18 protein-coding genes and 1 pseudogene are annotated in these 18,069 nt (G+C 46.2%); 3 read left to right on the top strand and 16 right to left on the bottom strand.

What is annotated here, in order from left to right:
- Positions 1-43 precede the first annotated feature (43 nt).
- From HWY38_RS06895 to HWY38_RS06840, 12 genes are all read right to left on the bottom strand, one after another.
- Positions 44-742, bottom strand: a complete 699-nt coding sequence (locus tag HWY38_RS06895) for a DUF308 domain-containing protein (RefSeq protein WP_224181523.1) — start codon at positions 740-742, stop codon at positions 44-46.
- Between the two features lie 109 nt (positions 743-851).
- Positions 852-1,100, bottom strand: coding sequence for a sigma-G-dependent sporulation-specific acid-soluble spore protein CsgA (locus tag HWY38_RS06890; protein WP_174737904.1), 249 nt, complete (start codon positions 1,098-1,100; stop codon positions 852-854).
- 80 nt (positions 1,101-1,180) lie between these two features.
- Positions 1,181-1,657, bottom strand: a complete 477-nt coding sequence (locus HWY38_RS06885) for a DUF4879 domain-containing protein (RefSeq protein ID WP_224181522.1) — start codon at positions 1,655-1,657, stop codon at positions 1,181-1,183.
- A 103-nt stretch (positions 1,658-1,760) separates the two neighbouring features.
- Complete coding sequence (locus tag HWY38_RS06880) at positions 1,761-1,940, bottom strand: hypothetical protein (RefSeq protein WP_011996242.1); 180 nt, start codon at positions 1,938-1,940, stop codon at positions 1,761-1,763.
- A 13-nt stretch (positions 1,941-1,953) separates the two neighbouring features.
- Positions 1,954-3,096 carry an ABC transporter permease gene (locus HWY38_RS06875; protein ID WP_224181521.1) on the bottom strand — a complete coding sequence of 381 codons (1,143 nt, stop codon included), beginning with the start codon at positions 3,094-3,096 and terminating at the stop codon, positions 1,954-1,956.
- Positions 3,093-4,280 (bottom strand): ABC transporter permease, encoded by a 1,188-nt coding sequence (locus HWY38_RS06870; protein WP_224181520.1) that lies wholly within the window; start codon positions 4,278-4,280, stop codon positions 3,093-3,095. The genes HWY38_RS06875 and HWY38_RS06870 overlap by 4 nt, the downstream gene beginning before the upstream one ends.
- A 9-nt stretch (positions 4,281-4,289) precedes the next feature.
- Positions 4,290-5,225 carry an ABC transporter ATP-binding protein gene (locus tag HWY38_RS06865; protein WP_007408984.1) on the bottom strand — a complete coding sequence of 312 codons (936 nt, stop codon included), beginning with the start codon at positions 5,223-5,225 and terminating at the stop codon, positions 4,290-4,292.
- A 141-nt stretch (positions 5,226-5,366) separates the two neighbouring features.
- Positions 5,367-6,011, bottom strand: a complete 645-nt coding sequence (locus HWY38_RS06860) for a response regulator (protein ID WP_224181519.1) — start codon at positions 6,009-6,011, stop codon at positions 5,367-5,369.
- A gap of 4 nt (positions 6,012-6,015) precedes the next feature.
- Entirely contained in the window at positions 6,016-7,146 is a 1,131-nt protein-coding gene (locus tag HWY38_RS06855) for a sensor histidine kinase (protein WP_224181518.1), read from the bottom strand.
- A gap of 10 nt (positions 7,147-7,156) precedes the next feature.
- Positions 7,157-7,870 (bottom strand): YjjG family noncanonical pyrimidine nucleotidase, encoded by a 714-nt coding sequence (locus HWY38_RS06850; RefSeq protein ID WP_224181517.1) that lies wholly within the window; start codon positions 7,868-7,870, stop codon positions 7,157-7,159.
- A 92-nt stretch (positions 7,871-7,962) separates the two neighbouring features.
- A complete protein-coding gene (locus tag HWY38_RS06845) occupies positions 7,963-9,348 on the bottom strand; it encodes an amino acid permease (RefSeq protein ID WP_224181516.1) in 1,386 nt (461 codons plus the stop codon).
- Positions 9,349-9,773: 425 nt separating this feature from the next.
- Positions 9,774-10,205 carry a MarR family winged helix-turn-helix transcriptional regulator gene (locus HWY38_RS06840; RefSeq protein WP_224181515.1) on the bottom strand — a complete coding sequence of 144 codons (432 nt, stop codon included), beginning with the start codon at positions 10,203-10,205 and terminating at the stop codon, positions 9,774-9,776.
- A 195-nt stretch (positions 10,206-10,400) separates the two neighbouring features.
- Here HWY38_RS06840 and HWY38_RS06835 point away from each other — a divergent pair, with 195 nt between their 5' ends.
- The 3 genes from HWY38_RS06835 (at position 10,401) to HWY38_RS06825 (ending at position 12,423) form a co-directional block, all read left to right on the top strand.
- Entirely contained in the window at positions 10,401-10,805 is a 405-nt protein-coding gene (locus tag HWY38_RS06835) for a CidA/LrgA family holin-like protein (protein WP_003156751.1), read from the top strand.
- Positions 10,775-11,467 carry an LrgB family protein gene (locus tag HWY38_RS06830; protein ID WP_003156752.1) on the top strand — a complete coding sequence of 231 codons (693 nt, stop codon included), beginning with the start codon at positions 10,775-10,777 and terminating at the stop codon, positions 11,465-11,467. Before HWY38_RS06835 ends, HWY38_RS06830 begins: the two co-directional genes overlap by 31 nt.
- 110 nt (positions 11,468-11,577) lie before the next feature.
- Positions 11,578-12,423 (top strand): aldo/keto reductase, encoded by an 846-nt coding sequence (locus HWY38_RS06825; RefSeq protein WP_224181514.1) that lies wholly within the window; start codon positions 11,578-11,580, stop codon positions 12,421-12,423.
- Positions 12,424-12,528: 105 nt separating this feature from the next.
- Here HWY38_RS06825 and HWY38_RS06820 read toward each other — a convergent pair whose 3' ends face one another.
- From HWY38_RS06820 to glmM, 4 genes and pseudogenes are all read right to left on the bottom strand, one after another.
- Complete coding sequence (locus HWY38_RS06820; protein ID WP_224181513.1) at positions 12,529-13,209, bottom strand: ABC-2 transporter permease; 681 nt, start codon at positions 13,207-13,209, stop codon at positions 12,529-12,531.
- Positions 13,187-14,060, bottom strand: a pseudogene (locus tag HWY38_RS06815) (ABC transporter ATP-binding protein). The gene HWY38_RS06820 and the pseudogene HWY38_RS06815 overlap by 23 nt, the downstream one beginning before the upstream one ends.
- A 419-nt stretch (positions 14,061-14,479) precedes the next feature.
- Positions 14,480-16,282 carry a glutamine--fructose-6-phosphate transaminase (isomerizing) gene (gene glmS, locus HWY38_RS06810; RefSeq protein WP_007609074.1) on the bottom strand — a complete coding sequence of 601 codons (1,803 nt, stop codon included), beginning with the start codon at positions 16,280-16,282 and terminating at the stop codon, positions 14,480-14,482.
- Positions 16,283-16,713: 431 nt separating this feature from the next.
- Complete coding sequence (glmM, locus tag HWY38_RS06805; protein WP_007408011.1) at positions 16,714-18,060, bottom strand: phosphoglucosamine mutase; 1,347 nt, start codon at positions 18,058-18,060, stop codon at positions 16,714-16,716.
- Positions 18,061-18,069 lie beyond the last annotated feature (9 nt).

The following is an 18,069-nucleotide window of genomic DNA, read 5'->3' as shown; positions in this document are numbered from 1 at the left end:
TGTTCCCGGGCTGCCCGGCCGTATCAAACGGCGGCAGCTTTTTTTATGCAGACGGCGTTTGATAGAACCGCCAATATTGGCGCGAGCCTTTATCCCGAACGGTAATGCCCAGCTTGGTTATTTCCGCTTTCAGTTCTTTCGCGTCAGCCTTTTCCTCCTCTTTCAGCGCCTTTTCTCTCGCTTTTAAAAGAGCATTTGCCCCCGGCTCCAAATCCGGCGTGTCCGGCACCCACCGTTTATATTCTTCTTTAAAAGGATCTTCCGTCCCCAGCCAGACATACCCATGCGCGCGAAACGCATCAGCCGCTTTTTCAACCGCCGGCTCAAGCTTCTCCCGAAAAAGCTCCTGTCCTTCCGTGCCTAATAAGACAAGATACTTCCCATCCGTAAACACACCGGAAATGCTGTCTTTCGAGTACACGCTTTCTTCATTATATATGGTTAAGGACACCTCGCTGTCCGTCACGACCGCCGTAAGACATTCTTTAAAAACAGTCCGCGTCAGCCACATTCCCCCGATTAAGCCGATAACGGCGATGACAGCCGCAGCCTTCCATCCGTGAAAAGAAGCGATCATTTCCAGCGGCCCGATAACAGGCAGCCAATCCAATGTTACGGCCCATTTCGCAATGACCGGCAGAAACCATCCGATGACCAGCCCCAATATTGGCGGCACCAGAAAAACCAAAGCTTTTTCAACCGATGATAACTCAAGAACCGTCTGTTTTTTTATTTCGTTCATGTTTCTCCTCCGTCTGTGTTTTTCACAACTATCCATTATACAAAGGATTGGATGATTCTGTAAACTGTTTCCGAAACAATAAAAAGCCTCCCGACCGCCGGGAGGCTTTTTAAAACAGGAGCTCATATACTTCATTCAATTCCATCGTGCGCTTCTCATCCTGCTCGTTCTCAGCATATTTAATTTCCTTTTCAAGCACCTGATTCAGCGCGTCCATTTCCAAATCATTTAGATCTTTCACAAACTCGCTCTCATTTGCATAATGCTTCACCTGAAGCTTTTTATAAATCCCTCGGCACACATCATGCTCCAAGTGGTTCGAAAGCGACTCGCGCAAATATCCGAGTGTCCTGTCCATCATGTAAGCCCTCCCTTTTCTATAGGAATAGCTTCCCGGAAAGAGAGAAAAACTATACATGAAAGCACCGGGCGGCTGTTTTAACTCTGTACCTGAATGGAGAAAAACCCGCTGCTTAACGGCGTGTACGGCCCGTTCAGCCCCGTTGCGGAGAAAGAGAACGTTCCTGAACTGACATAAGAAAGAGGAACACTGTAATATTTAATATAGCCTGTAACGATATTGCCGTTTTTCGTATATTCATCTTCCAGCGCTTTTGACGTAAGATTTGTAATATTCGTTCCGTTGTTAAACGCCTGGATCGTGTTATTGTTCGGATACCCTTGGAAATATACGGCTAAATAACCCGTTGTACCCTTCATCGGTTTTGATGCGCTGATTTGGTTCGGCCCGATATTTTCCCATTGGTAACTCTGACCGTCAGACGTCACACCGATAATACGGATTTGTGTTAAAGCAGGAGCCGGCGCCGCAGACGCTGATGGAGCCCACAACCCGCTCACAAGCAACAAAACAGCGGCGGCCGCCACGAATAGCGTAACGAGTCTCTTTTTCATGTTTCTTCCCCCTCTTATTCTTTTCGTAGAATCCTATACTATTTTACACGATTTACAAGGAAAAAGATTACATTTTATAAAAGAGTCCGGAACACTTTGTGAACTAGATATGAAACGCTCTTGAAACGCCGTTGATCATGAGAAAGATGCCGCAGATTCTTAACACGACTCTCGAACTTCTGTCATCTTTACCGAAAAAGGTTTTTCCGAGCCTCCCGATCCATACGTTCATTGCGGCTCCCGCGAGCAATTCTATGATTCCGATCATTTCTGCCATATACAAAGCAGCCACCCTTCTAACCGTTTTTTTTCATATGACGGCTTATCATATAAAGTGATAAGACCAATGACGCTGCACCGGCAGCAAGAAACAGGCTCAGCGGCACTATCTGCATGCTGCCTCCGCCATTGTTTTGAAATGCGCCGATCGCCCATTTTTCAGGGGTAAACAACGACAGCATCCGCATGTACTCCGGAGCCGTGTCTAATGTGAAGAAAGCCCTTCCCAATAAACCCGTGACAGCTATAAAAACGGAAGCAAGCGACGTGAATTGCTTTTGGCTCTTCATGAACGGTATCACAGCCATCGTTACAGCAGTCAGCGCAAACGAGCAGGCCGCAAGCACCGCTCCCGCAGCAAAAACATGATCAGCAAAACGGATATGCAGCATGAATGTTCCGGCAGCGAGGATCACGATAATATGGAGAAGTCCGAAAAGATACGCCGCCGCAAACTTAGAGATTGCATATGCCGTATAGGAAACGGGCGTGCTCAGCAATCTGTCATATGTATGATTTTCTTGTTCATCTATAAATGATCGCAGGCTTTGGACTGCAACGAACCAGATAAACATCACTAAAAATCCGATAAGTCTGTCGGCTGCCTGTCCGCCTTCATAAACGTGATGGCGGTCAACATTGACGGCGGAATGCCCCTGAATATCCTTCAAGAGATCAGCTGCCGCCTGCTTTCCGTCGGTGTGCAGCGTGCGGGATATCACTTTTGCATCGCGGACTATTTTTTTCAGCGCGCCCGCCTGCTGCGCAATCAGCTGCTCTGTCAAAACAGCATCACCCTTTTCTTCATTCTGAATAAATGAAACGTTCAATTCATCTCCGGAAAATAATGTCTCTTCAAAATGAGAGCTGATCAGCAATCCAAAGGATATATCCTGATGATTAACCTTTGTTTTTAATACGTCCTCCGTGACCTTCGTGACTTTTATATGGCCGGCTGTCTGAATCATTTTCATAAATTGCGCTGAATAGGCGCTCTGATCCTCATCAGCTACATATACTTCCTTCTGCTGACTGCCATCCGCAGAAAAGGAAAAGAAATATGTGAGAAGGAGCGGGGCGGAAATCGTCGCAAAGATGGCAGCCCGATTTTGCAGCATCAGTTTCAGCTGATGTCTGATCATGAATAACAGCTGCGTCATGAAACAGCCTCCTTCCGTTTAAACACCCAGATGGTCAAACATAAAAACACGGCGCCGATGGCGGCAAGCTCTGCCAAATCCGCCGCAATACCGCTCAGACCGGCATGCTGCGTGACACTGACATAGCTGTTGATCGCTTTGCCGTTCGGTATCAGCTCCTGCACGATTTTCAAACTGTCAGGCAAGCCGTCTTTTGCGATAAAGCTTCCGCCTAAAAAACTGAATCCGTATAAAATGGGAGCCGCCATGCTTGAGACGGTCTCGTGGTTTTTTGCAGTAACCCCCCAAAGAAGCACGATACTGCCGATCGTAAATGAATAAACGATCGTAACCAGCAATATTTCAAACAAATTGCCCCATTTTACCTGATACAAGATACTGCTTGCGATGATGACGGCAGCCATTTGCATAAGGATGGCAAGCATGATTCCCAAAAGCTTACCCGCCACATACTGGATACGTAAAACAGGCATTGATTTGATTCTGAATAACGTGTGCTGCTGTCTCTCTTCCACTATCCCGTGAATGAGCGCAAACGCGGTCATAATGGAGAACATGACGACCATTGCGATTGAATAATACTGCATCGCATCAATCGGAGCCGCGTGATGGCCGGCTGACTGTTTCGGAATGGTGACAGCCTGTTCACGTTCACCCGAAAGGCCGCTGATGATTTTGCTGACATCTCCCTTTGACAGATGTCCCGACTTCTTCAGCACCGCTTTTTCTTCACTGATCTCCGCTTTTACTCTGGTGACAAACGAATCGGCCATCATTTCCACAATGTCTCCGTTTACAGAGCCTTGTTGGTCCGAGATGACTTTGATACTTGTTTTTTCATTGTGTTCTGCCGCTTTTGCAAAGCCTTTTGGCACGTATACAAAAACGGAGACTTTGCCGCTTTCGACAAGCTGTTTCCCTTCTTGGTAACTGCCTATGTCTTTTACACGGATGAGCTCAGTTTGTTTCAGCACGTCATTCTTTAATACGTCGCCCAAAGAACTCTCCGCGTGATCCGCATTATAAAACGCGGTCTGAAATGGCTTCACTTTCGAATCGCCGTGAAAAACCGTTCCTAAAATAAAAATCATCAGTGCCGGAAACAGAATCAGTTTTATATAGAAAGACTTTGCTCCGGCCAATAACCGAAAATCTAATAAGATCAGCCTGAATAATAATTTCATGACGCCCCCCTATGAATCCCGCAGCGTTTTGCCGGTGAGCCGGAGGAAAATGCTTTCCAGATTGGCTTCCTCGAAATGAATGCCTTTAATGGTGATACCGGTTTTCCTGATATCATCCGCAATATCAAGGATATTGCGATCTGCCGCAGAGACGAGCATCGTAATGGTCTGCTGGCTGACAGCAGCCTCGGCAACACCGGGAATGCGGCGGATTTTTTTAACGGCATCATCATTCAGCCCCTCTGCATTCACGATCAGGGTATCAGAAGCTTTGGCTGACTGCTTCAATTCGTCTTTCGTCCCGCAGGCAATGATTGAGCCGTGATCCATGATCGCCGCTTTTTCACAGAGGTATTCGACCTCTTCCATGTAATGACTCGTGTAGATGACGGTCATCCCTTTTTCTTGATTTAACGTCTTCACGGTTTCAAGAATGTGGTGTCTGGATTGCGGATCAATTCCGACGGTCGGTTCATCTAAAATGAATAGTTTCGGTTCATTCATTAGCGCGGCCCCGATATTCACCCGTCTTTTCATGCCGCCTGAAAACTCAGATATCCTTTGATTTCGCTGTTCCTGTAATTCGATGATGTCCAGCACTTCATCAACCCGTTTACAAAGTTCCTTACCGGAAAGTCCGTACAGACTCCCGAAAAAAGCCAAATTATCCTTTGCGCTTAACGCTTGATATAAAGCGATTTCCTGCGGGACCACTCCCATCACTTTTTTTATGGCCGCAGGCTGCTCCTGTAATGAGGTTCCGTCAATGCAGATTGTTCCGCCCGTCGGCGGGAGCACGGTGCTGATCATCGACACCGTTGTTGATTTACCGGCGCCGTTTGGTCCCAGCAGACCGAATATCTCGCCTTTTTCGACGCGCAGTGATATATGATTGACAGCGGTAAAATCGCCGTACTTCTTTGTCAAATCCGTTAATTCGAGCATTCGTGCAGCACTCCTTGTGTCATGTCTGCACTTATTCTACTCTCGGCGATCCTTGTTTTCTATTCACTTTCGTACTCGATATGGGTATTACTTTCGTCATATGTTTAGTGATAAAAAGGGAGAGAGGAGGGTGAAGCGGGGTTATAGCAATTTTTGCAAATATAAAGTAAGCTCGGTTCTGTTTGACACTTCAAGTTTATCGAGGATTCTGGATACATAGTTTTTCACAGTGCCTTCAGTCAGAAATAAGTCTGCGGCAATGCGTTTATTGCTTTTGCCTTCCATAATGTGTTTCGCCACATCAAGCTCTCTCGGTGTGAGAATCTCCGTCAGCTTTGACTGCGGCTCTTCCTGCACAGCAGGGATCTCCATATTGTTCAGCGCTTTTACGACGGAAACCGTGATTTTGGGATTCAGCATCATCTTCCCTTCATAAACGGCTTGAAGGGAGGCGATAATTTCATCTGAATCAGCATCCTTCAAGAGATAGCCGTCGGCTCCGCTTTTCAGCCCGGCAAAAATATAGTGGTCATCTTCAAACGTTGTCAGAATGATGACTTTTACGGAAGGATATCGCGCTTTTACCGCTTTTGTCGTTTCGATTCCGTCCATACCGGGCATTCTGATATCCATCAAAATCACATCGGTTTCGGATTGAGAAAGCATCCGGAGAACCTCTTCGCCGCAAGAAGCCTCTCCCGATATTTGAATTCCTTCGTGAAGGCTCAGAATCATTTTCAGCCCCTCTCTCACAATGGACTGGTCGTCTACAATCATGACATTCACTTGATTATTCCTCCTTGCATGGAATCCTTATTTTCACGTCAAAACCCGTTTCCTTCCCAGACGAGAAAACAGCCTCTCCGCCAAGTGCGGCTGCTCTTTTCTCAATTCCTTTCAGACCATTTGATTTTATGATCGTTCCGCAGGCTGAGCCGTTATTATGAATATGCGCCAATATCATGTTTCGGTTTTTTTGAATCTGGACAGAAACATATGAAGCATGTCCATGCTTTACCGCATTCGTAATCGTTTCCTGAACGGATTGATAAAGACAATGCTTCACATCCGGCTGTTCCGCTTCTATGGCCGCGTCCATCTCCAGCTCGAAGCGTATGCCTCCCGCCTCTTGAAAATGGCTGAAAATGTCACGGAGCTCTTGCTCAAATCCCCGCCCCGGCAAAGAGCCCTGCAGCAGCATAACGGCCTGGCGAAGCTTTAAAATGGATTCTTTCGTAAGATCATGCGCCTTATGAATGATCTGCTTCACTTTGTCCGGCTGATGCCCGGCTGTCTTCCCGGCAAATTCCAAATTCATTTTCAGAGCAGCCAGATAATGACCGAGAGAATCATGCAGTTCCTGCGCAATTCTTGTTCTTTCTTTCGTAACGGCCAGTTCCTCAATCCGGTCTGAATATTCCTTCAGTGTGTCATTAGCGATCTTCAGCTCTCGGTTCAGCAATTCAACCTTCGACTTCTCCTGCAGGTTTTTCCGATATAAATAAATCACCGCAAACATGATGAAGTATGGCGGCACGATATCACTGACACCCGCTCCTCCGGCGTATAAAGCTGTGGCAAATGCGGCGGCATTCATCGTTAACAAAACAGCCGAAATCTCCTTATCAGTAATAAGCACCTCCGCCAATAAAAGCACCATTACGGCCTGTGCCCCCACACTATAGACATTGTACAAAAGAACTCCCGCAATAACGTTGCTCAGGAGAAAAGAGCCTTGATATACAGCCGGCCTTCTCTTCATATACAGCGGTCGCAGGCAGTCATTAGCCGTCAGCATAATCACGAGCACAGACAAAAAAACCTTCAGCTCCCCCCGGCCGGGAGGAAGCTGAAGAATCGCATGAAAGATTGATAGTAATGCAAAACCCCTGATCAGTAACTTCGTATGTGCAATCTTCATTGAATTCTCCTTACAAATGAGCGGTGGCTTTTCGCTCCACGTTCAGCACATCATACAGCTCATCAAGCGAATGAATCTCGTATGTCGGGATGATTCCGGACTCATTTGCTTTCTTTCCGGGATTAAACCAGCACGTATCCATTCCCGCCATCTGGCCGCCTTTTATGTCCGCGCTCAGTGAATCGCCGATAATAAGTCCGCCCTCGGCAGAAAAACCGGGAATTCTCGCAAACACGTAATCAAAGTATTCCTTCATCGGCTTTTGAAAACCCGTGTCCTCAGATACAAACACATCTTTAAAGAACGGATACAGACCGGAGTCGCCCAGCCGCTTATATTGTGATCTTGAGACGCCGTTCGTCACGATGTATAAATCAAATAAAGGACTCAGCCGTTCAATCAGCTCATAAGCTCCGTCTATCATCTGGTGCCCTTCTTCTAAGTATTGGCGGTACGCCTGATTCATCAGCACGCCGTCGGCTTCGATGCCGTATTCTTTAAACAAAAGGGCAAACCGTGTATTCACCACTTCATCGCGGGTCATTTCCCCCTCTTCAAACGCTTTCCACAGCCCCTGATTTAACGCTTTATAACGGGCTTTTACCTCTGCCGTCAGGTCCAGCTTTGAACCTTGAAACAATTTTTGTAGAGCATCGGTTTCTGAAGCGGTAAAATCCAGCAGCGTATTGTCTATATCAAATAATAACGTACGGTAATGACTCATCGATGTTTCCCCCGGTTCTGCTTTTTTTAACCAGTATACCACTCGCGGACAGGCCGAAAAAGACACCCCTGTAAGAGAGGTGTCTTTTTGAATTATACAGCGTCTTCTATTTTCGATTTTTCACCAGGCATGCGCTTGCCGATACCGAACGCATAATAGCTGACCGTCACAATCGCCAGGAAAATCACCCCGACAACCAAAGAAATCTGCGTATCTTTGTTAAACCACATGCCGATCAATACCATGAGTAAGAAAGCGATCGTCAAATAGTTTGTAAACGGCGCAAAAGGCATCTTAAACGGATGCTTATCAAGCTCAGCGCCCTTCGCTCTTCTGAAACCGAGATGGCTGATTAAAATGACGAACCACGGAATCATTCCCGGCAGCACACTCGCGCTGTACACATAGACAAAAATTTTCGGAGGCGCGATGTAGTTCAGCACGACACCGATCACAAGTCCGATTAATACCGCAAGCGTACCGAATATCGGCACACCGCTAGAAGAAACTTTCTTAAAGAATTTCGGGGCCTGTCCGTTCACGCCCAATGTATAAAGCATGCGTCCCGCACTGAATATCCCGCTGTTGCATCCGGACATCGCAGCGGTAATCACAACAAAGTTAATCAAACCGGCCGCCGCCGTAATCCCGACTTTCGCAAATGTCGAAACAAACGGACTGCCGAGTGAGTGAAGCTCATTCCACGGATATACGGTAACGATTACGAAAATCGCACCGATGTAGAAAATTAAAATCCGCCAAATAATACTCTGAATCGCGCTTCGCAGCGTTTTTTGCGGGTCCTTCGCTTCCCCTGCCGTAATCCCGATCAGCTCGACCCCTTGATAGGCCGCAACGACCAAAGACAAAGCAAAGAAAAATCCTGAAAAACCATTTGTAAAGAAACCGCCGTGCGACCATAAATTAGATAATCCGATCGCATGCCCTCCGTTACCGAAACCGAAGAAAATAATCCCGATTCCGGCCACGATCATCAGAATAATGGTGACGATTTTGATCATGGCAAACCAAAATTCAAACTCACCGAAAGATTTTACCGAAATTAAATTCGCCGCACCGAGAATGGCCATGGCGATAATGCCGGGAATCCATGCCGGCAGATCAGGAAACCAATATTTCATATACGAACCGACGGCGATAATTTCAGACATCCCGACGATCACCCATTGAAACCAGTTGCTCCACGCCGTCATATAGCCGGCTAACGGATGTATATACTTATGGCCGAACGTCGCAAACGACCCTGTACTCGGCTCTACATAGAGCATTTCGCCCATCGCACGCATGATAAAAAAGATAAAGATACCTGAGATCGCATAAGCCAGCAGGACAGACGGCCCTGTCCATCCGATCGTACTGGATGACCCCATGAATAAACCGACACCGATCGTGCCGCCCAGCGCAATCATCTGTATATGACGCGCGCTTAAGCCTCTCTTTAATTCTTTGTTTGCCACTTCGCTTCCTCCTCTTAACAGCTCTGATATATGTGAAATAATGAAGCAGAAGGTGCACCTGTTGAACCTAACTCGCTCTTCATTTCCCGCAATATTAGAAATATTCTATCTTTCTATTGTTATATAATCTCCAATTTCCTTATTCCATCATAATAAATTTCCGTGGAAAATACAATTGTTTTTTTCAGGTAAACACCTTGCACCCTAAACCAACATACTAAAAATAAAGCGCTTTCATTTTTATTTAATTATGAATATTGAGATAATAAATGCCGCAGCCTCCGAGAAACATTATTTCCCAGAAGAAACGTTTTCCGCCCCCTATTCAATATTATTTTTGCTAAGCAGAATGGCGTAAAGCCTTACTCTCTTCCATTCTCCCTTGTATACGCCATAATCCTGCTTAACCCGGCAAAAATCATGCATTAATCGATAAATGCCTCATTCAGCCGCAGCAAAAGCCGGCCGAACATTTCTTTTTCATCGCCTGACCAATCGTCAAGCATACGATGATACCGATCAAGACGCATCTTTTTATCAGCTTTTAACCTCTGTTTGCCAAGCTTCGTAATCGCAAACAGACTGACCCGCCCGTCAGAAGGATCGGAAAAACGCTGGATCAGCTCTTTCGACTCCAAGGCCGCGGCCTGGCGTGACAATGTGGAAATATCCAGCTTAAAAGATTCGGCTAATTCCTTTACACGCGCCGGTCCGAATTCATCCAGCTGCCGTAATAACAAATACGCAGCCCTTTCCAGATGTCCGATTTTACGGTCGGAGTTATCAAGATAAACAGCTCTCCTGATAAAAGTGGTGAGCTCATATTCAATTAATTCAATCGGATCTTGTTTTGACAACAGCCTCACTCCTTACAATTGACAACAGCAATATTAGTTGTATAATACAAATATATGCACATTTACTCAGAAAACATATAGAAAGATTTTGCATACATATATTTGTATAGTACAAATATATGCGCAAAAAGTAAAGAAACATATCGAAGCATCAAGAAAGGGGGAAGCTGCTCTTCTCCAAAGAACAGCATTGTCGTGAAAGTCATACGCATCATCTTGCAAATCATTATTTTATTCGCATTTTCCTTTATCGGGGGAGCCGTTCAGCAATTCTTTCACCTGCCCATTCCCGGAAGTATCATCGGTTTGATCCTGCTGATCATATGTTTATCGGTTAAAATCATTCCCGTCAAAATGATTGAAGACGGAGCCGGATTTTTGCTGTCTTTTCTTCCGCTGTTATTCATTCCGGCCATGACGGGCGTCATCAATTACCCGTCACTGTTTTCCGCCAGCGGGGCTGCTCTGTTTCTGATCATCGTGCTGAGCACCATCGTCACAATGATCGCCGCAGGGTACGCCAGCCAGCTGTTAGAGCACAAAGCCAATCAGAGAAAGGAGAAAAAGAAGTGCAGCAAGCATGTATCGCAATCCTTATAATTTTGTTCACGGCCGCCGCCTATCTGGCTATGGTGAAATTATATGTGCGCTTTCCATATCCCTTTCTCATACCGGTTTTGACGACTACGATTTTCATTATCGCCGTGCTGCTTGTTTTTCATATTCCGTATAAAGACTATATGATCGGCGGACAATGGATCAATTCACTGCTCGGCCCCGCCGTGGTGGCTTTGGCATACCCGCTTTATAAGCAGCGCCGGGTGTTAATCAAGTATATGTTTCCGATCATTGGCGGCGTGTTGGCCGGTTTATTCTCCGGAATGGTCAGCGGCCTGCTATTTGCAGAGCTGTTCGGCATCAGCCGGAGTTTGATTTTGTCAATTATCCCAAAATCAATTACGACGCCTGTCGCCATACAGATTGCGTCCGGTATCGGCGGTGTCCCTTCCATGACAGTCGTGTTCGTCATGATCGCAGGGTTTTCCGGCGTTATCTTAGGACCGCTGCTTCTCAAGTGGATCCGCATCCGCAGCTCACTCGGGAAAGGAATTGCATTCGGGAGCGCTTCCCATGCGCTCGGCACCTCAAAAGCAATGGAGTACGGAGAATTAACGGTCTCCATGAGTTCTGTTTCCATGACGCTCTGCGCCGTGTTAGGGTCGGTCTTCGGCCCCGTCGTAGCATGGATGTTTCAAATTTAAAGCTGACGGTTCTCCGTCAGCTTTTTTCATGTGCGGATCATCTCATTTCCTTCCATTATTACGTTTCATTTGTAAGAATAATGGTAAAGTAGAAAACAAGGAGGGATTTAATGATGACTGGGACAATTCCGCAAAAGAAACTGCTGGATGGGACAAGCATTCCCGCGATCGGCTTCGGTACATACGCTCTTAACGGAAACAATGGCGTTCATGCCATTACCAGCGCCATTGATATCGGCTACCGTCTGATTGACACCGCTTATAACTATGAAAATGAAGGATCGGTCGGAGAAGCCATCCGCAGAAGCTCTGTTCCGAGAGAACAGCTATACGTGACGTCCAAGCTGCCCGGGCGCTACCATGACTATGACAAAGCTGTACAAACCATCCAAGAATCTTTATACCGCGCCGGTCTGGACTACTATGACCTGTATCTCGTCCATTGGCCGAACCCGAAACAAGACCGCTACACGGAAGCATGGCAGGCACTGATTGATGCGAAAAAATGGGGTCTGATCCGATCCATCGGCGTCTGCAATTTCCTGCCTGAGCATATCGAACGGCTCGAACGTGAAACCGGCGTAAAGCCAGGCATCAACCAAATTGAACTGCATCCCGCTTTTAATCAGCAACAGCAGCGCCAATGGCACGAAGAACAGGGCATCGTGACAGAATCATGGAGTCCGTTATCCCGCGCCGGCGAAGTATTGAACGATCAAAAACTCGGACGGATTGCGGACAAATACGGCAAAACCATTTCTCAAGTCATTTTACGCTGGCATATCCAGCTGGGCGCCATCCCGATTCCAAAATCAGCATCGCCCGAGCGCCAGCTTGAAAACATCTCTGTTTTTGATTTCTCCCTTGATGAAAATGACATGAAACTTATCGATTCGCTTACCCGCCCCGACGGACGCATAAACGGCCAAGACCCGGCGGAGTATGAGGAGTTTTAAAAAAACACATAAAGAAAAGCTGACGTCATCATTTGTCAGCTTTTTCACCTTTTGCTCTGGGATAGCCAAGACTGTGAAACTTTGCAGTAAAGGCTGGAAACACACTTATCCTATTATAACTTGATCAGTTGCTAAAATTCTGTTTTTATGATATATAGCTGCGGCAATGAAAAATGAAATGATATATAAGATAACGCCGATCATGAGATATATAATCGGGACATATAAAGAAGGATTTATGTGCAAAAATGACAGCGGTACTTGTTCTGCTGCATCCCCAACGACACTTTGTAATCCAAAGGTAGCAAAAAGTCCCCCCATTGCACCTCCAATCACGATAGCATCAGACTTTTCCGGGCCTATCATGTAGAGAAGAGGGTAAACGATTGCACCGGCAAAGAGAACGATGAACGTTCCAAAAGAGACAATATTCAATATGCCGTCAATTGGTTCATCAGAACCCAGGCTGTATACAAGGAAAATACCATAAGATATTACAGCTCCGATCACAACGATCAAAAGATAAAAGAAATAATGACTTTGAACAATATTTGTTCTGCTGACCGGTAAAGTCAGGACATAGCTGTCATAGCCAGACTTGCTCTCATACTTTATAACCTCAAGTGCGGGCATAACGACAAACAAAATAATCAGCATAGCCACAAAACGATGCATTGAAGCATCCCCAAAATAAAAAATGACTGCTGATACCAATATGGCCACCCCCGTGTATGCAAAGAAACTTCGATAAACCAAATAATAGTTAGTCAGTAACAGACCTTTCAATGTTTTCACTCCTCGTTAAAAAGACGCTGATTTCTTCTATGGAAAGGGTGTTGGCCGTTACGCCATTCGGCAATTTCTGTTGATCCGATACAAGCACACTCCAATAAGATCCATGATTCCTTTTTGCTAGAACGATATCTTCGTCAAGCTCAGCCAATCGGCCTTCATCAACGTCTATAACAGTATAGCTTTCAAGAACCTTATCTTTCTCTTCATTTAATAAAATTTCGCCATCTTTCATAATAATGATATGGCTGGCTATCTTCTCGACATCAGTCATAATGTGCGATGGAAGTAAAATACCGCCGTTGCTTTTACTCACAAAGCTTTTTAATTCATTTAACAGGTCATCTCTTGAAGAGGGATCAAGTCCTCCCGTTGCTTCATCCAGAAGTAATAATTTTGCATTATGCGACAAAGCAACAGCTACGGATAACTTCATTGACATGCCGCGCGAGAATGTATTCACTTTTTTGTCCATAGGTAAAGAGAAAGAATGAACCAACCGGTAAAAATGATCTTGGTCCCAAGCACCGAATAGTTTCTTAAATACATGATTCAGCTGCTTTATCGTAAGGTGCGCAGGAAGATTCATCGCATCAAATACGACCCCAATATCTTCTTTGAACTTTATATGTTTATCCAGATTCTCTTTACCAAAGATTTTCACTTTACCTCTATCCTGAGAGATTAATCCTAATATCCGTTTTAAATGTTGTTGACTTGCCTGCGCCGTTATCACCGATAAAACCGACAATTGATCCGGCAGGCACATTGAATGTAACATCCTTTAAAACAGCTTTATGACCAAAAGATTTGCTGATGTTTCTGATTTCTAAAAGGTTTGACATCATTCCACTCCTATCATTGCTGTCAGGACTTTTTTTGAGAATTTAACCGGATTATTGCAAAAATGATGTGATTTTCATATCTAGTCTAGGTATTCATAATGGATCAGGAGTCGGCAAATACAAAAGGGATTTTAAAGTCTTAAGCATAATGTGGATGTGTAATCGATTGATTACGTTTATATAATGGATATTCATGATGAAAAATACTGGAGGTGATTACTTTCCGATGAGGCATGCACAAAACAATTTACTAATGATTACATTTATGGATTTTAACCGGAATGCATTTCGTATTATAAAGCAGGTGTTAATCCTTTTCAATATATAAAAGGGGATTTCTTTACAATCGCAAAGAGTATGTATTTCTAATTTCCGCATTAAAAAACCCCTCTGGCTAATAACCAAAGGGGTTAAATATATTATTCCACAGTCACACTCTTCGCAAGGTTGCGCGGTTTATCAACGTCACAGCCGCGGTGCAGTGCCGCATAGTAAGCGATCAGCTGCAATGGCACAACAGATACCAGCGGAGCAAGCGCAGGGTTGACTTCCGGCAGGATGAATCTGTCGTCTGCGTCTTCTAAGCCTTTCAGCGAGATGATGCAAGTGTTGGCGCCGCGGGCTGCGACTTCCTTCACGTTTCCGCGGATGCTCAGGTTGACGTGTTCTTGTGTCGCAAGCGCAAAGACCGGTGTTCCTTCTTCAATCAGAGCGATTGTTCCATGCTTCAGCTCGCCGCCGGCGAAGCCTTCCGCCTGGATGTAAGAAATCTCTTTCAGCTTCAGGGCGCCTTCGACACACACGAAGTAGTCAAGGCCGCGGCCGATGAAGAAAGCGTTTCTTGAAACAGTCAGGTACTCACGTGCGATCATTTCCATTTCGTCCTTCTGGTCGCAGAGGGCTTCCATGGCGTTTGCCGCGATACCTAATTCTTTGACCAAATCAAAACCGATATCAACGCCGTTGCGTTCTGCTGCAACGGACGCAACGATCGCGAGGACGGCAATCTGAGCCGTATACGCTTTTGTTGATGCAACAGCGATCTCAGGACCTGCGTGCAGAAGCAATGTGTAATCCGCTTCACGGGAAAGCGTTGATCCCGGAACGTTTGTAATCGTCAGCGCTTTGTGACCCAGCGCTTTGACTTGAACAAGCACAGCGCGGCTGTCCGCTGTTTCTCCGCTTTGAGAAAGGAAGATAAAGAGCGGCTTCTTAGACAGAAGCGGCATGTTATAAGAGAATTCACTCGCTACATGCACTTCAACCGGTACGTTTGCCCACATTTCAATATATTGTTTCCCGACAAGACCGGCATGGTAGCTCGTTCCGCAAGCCACGATATATATGCGGTCCGCTTCCGCCACGGCGTCAGCGACATCGCCGGCCACGGCCAGTCTGCCGTTTTCGTCCTGATACGTTTGGATGATTTTGCGCATAACAAGCGGCTGCTCATCCGTTTCTTTTAACATGTAGTGAGGGTATGTGCCTTTTTCGATATCACTGGCGTCAAGCTCAGCGATATAAGACGCACGTGTCATGACTTCACCGTCTAGGTTTTTAATCACGGCTTCGTCTTTTGTCACGATCACCATTTCTTTGTCCAAAAGCTCAACGTATTCATTCGTTACTTGAAGCATAGCCATCGCGTCAGACGCCACGACGTTAAACGTATCTCCAAGGCCGATTAACAGAGGGCTTTTGTTTTTTGCAACGTAAATGGTGTCTGTGTTTTCACCGTCAAATAATGCAATTGCGTAAGAGCCTTTTAACAGAGTCAGTGTTTTGCGGAACGCTTCTTCCGTGCTAAGTCCTCCCGCCACAAATTGCTCGATCATTTGAACGACTACTTCAGTGTCCGTGTCGCTTTTCAGTTCAACGTTTTCAAGATATTCGCGCTTCAGCTGAACATAGTTCTCGATCACACCGTTGTGAACAAGTGTAAAGCGGCCGAGTGCGCTTTGATGCGGGTGAGCGTTCAGGAAGCTTGGTTCGCCGTGAGTCGCCCAGCGTGTATGGCCGATTCCCGCTTGAGATTCAACCGTGTGATCCACCACTTCACGAAGGTCGGCGATGCGGCCTTTTTCTTTGTACACATGCACGCCCTGCTCATTCGCCACAGCGATACCGGCAGAGTCATAACCGCGGTACTCAAGCTTCTCTAATCCTTTTAACAAAATCTCTTTCGCATCAAGCTGACCGATATAACCTACAATTCCACACATATTTTCTTCCTCCTAAAGGTGCGAAAGGAGACGAAGAAAGTCAAATTACAAGGGGACTTTCAATCGTCCCCTCCCACATGTTTTTTTGGAAGATCATGTGATTTCTCTTTGTTCGGAGAGTCGCCCCTCCGGTTTGAAGAAATCCTTACGGCTGTGATCTAAATGAATCAGCCGGGAGGCATCCGCCGAAAATTCGATAACCTCCATCCTCGTCAACTAAGCCGTTTTTCGGGCGCTTAGTTCGGGCGCTGTAATTATAAAAGATGCAAACAATCCCGCCTTTCCTGCAAGTGAAAAACAAAGGCTGAACAAGCTTGATTTTACAGCATGTGCCAAGGACGGTCAATTATTTTTTGCCGCCCCGGCATCATGTTTACTATCATATTATGCTGATCGCACTTGTCTTGTTCGCTCTCTGCTTATAAACTTCGCTACTCCGCTCCCATTTCTGTCCGCACGACATCCACGATTTTTGTGACATATTCGTCACAAAGCTCTTTTGTTCTCGCTTCGGCCATCACGCGGACGAGCGGTTCGGTGCCTGACGGGCGCACTAAAATCCGGCCGTCTCCGTTCATTTCTTTTTCCACTTCAGAAATAACGGCCTTCACCTTAGCGTTTTCTTCTACCTTATATTTATCCGTCACTTTCACATTCACTAATAGCTGCGGGAATTTTTTCATTTCATCCGCAAGTTCTGAAAGGGTTTTGCCGGACGCCTTCAGCGTATTCACAAGCATGATCGCGGACAAGAGACCGTCGCCGGTAGTGTTGTAATCAAGGAAAATAAGGTGCCCTGACTGCTCGCCGCCGACATTATAGCCGTCTTTTTTCATCGCTTCTACGACATAGCGGTCGCCGACTGCCGTTTGAACGCTTTTGATTTCTTCTTTTTCAAGCGCTTTGTAGAAACCGAGGTTGCTCATCACGGTCGATACGACGGTATCATCCTTCAGACGGCCTTCTGATTTCAAATACTTCGCGCATATGTACATAATCTGATCACCGTCGACGATGTTTCCTTTTTCATCAACGGCAATGAGGCGGTCGCCGTCGCCGTCAAACGCAAGGCCGATATCGGCGTTTTTTTCTTTGACGAAAGCACTCAGCGCTTCCGGGTGTGTAGAACCGACGCCATCATTAATGTTTAATCCGTTCGGAGACGTCCCCATTGTAGACACGTCAGCATCGAGATCGGCAAAAAGGTGCGTCGCAATGGAAGATGTCGCACCATGGGCGCAGTCAAGCGCTACATGAATGCCTGTGAAATCTTCGTCCGCCGTCTGCTTTAAAAATTGCAGATACTTTTGAACGCCTTCAAAATAATCGTTCACAAGCCCAAGGTCCGCGCCTGTCGGTCTCGGCAGCTTATCTTCCGGTTCATCCATGAGACGTTCAATCTCGGCCTCCTGCTCATCAGAAAGCTTAAAGCCGTCCCCTCCGAAAAATTTAATTCCGTTATCCTGTACGGGGTTGTGAGAAGCGGAGATCATGACGCCCGCCTCAGCATCCATGGCTTTCGTTAAATAGGATACCCCCGGCGTAGAAATAACGCCGAGGCGCATCACTTCAGCTCCAATCGATAAAAGTCCGGCGACAAGGGCTCCCTCCAGCATATGTCCGGAGATACGTGTATCACGGCCGATCAGCACTTTCGGGCGCTGCTTATCTTTGGTCAGGACATAACCGCCAAAACGCCCAACTTTAAAGGCCAGCTCTGGCGTAAGCTCGCTGTTGGCAACACCTCTTACACCATCTGTTCCAAAATACTTGCCCATTTTGTATCG

The organism is Bacillus sp. KS1 (genome assembly GCF_020075515.1).
GTDB classification, from domain to species: Bacteria; Bacillota; Bacilli; order Bacillales; family Bacillaceae; genus Bacillus; species Bacillus velezensis.
Note: the sequence above shows the minus strand (reverse complement) of the source record. Positions and strands in the feature narration are given on the sequence as shown.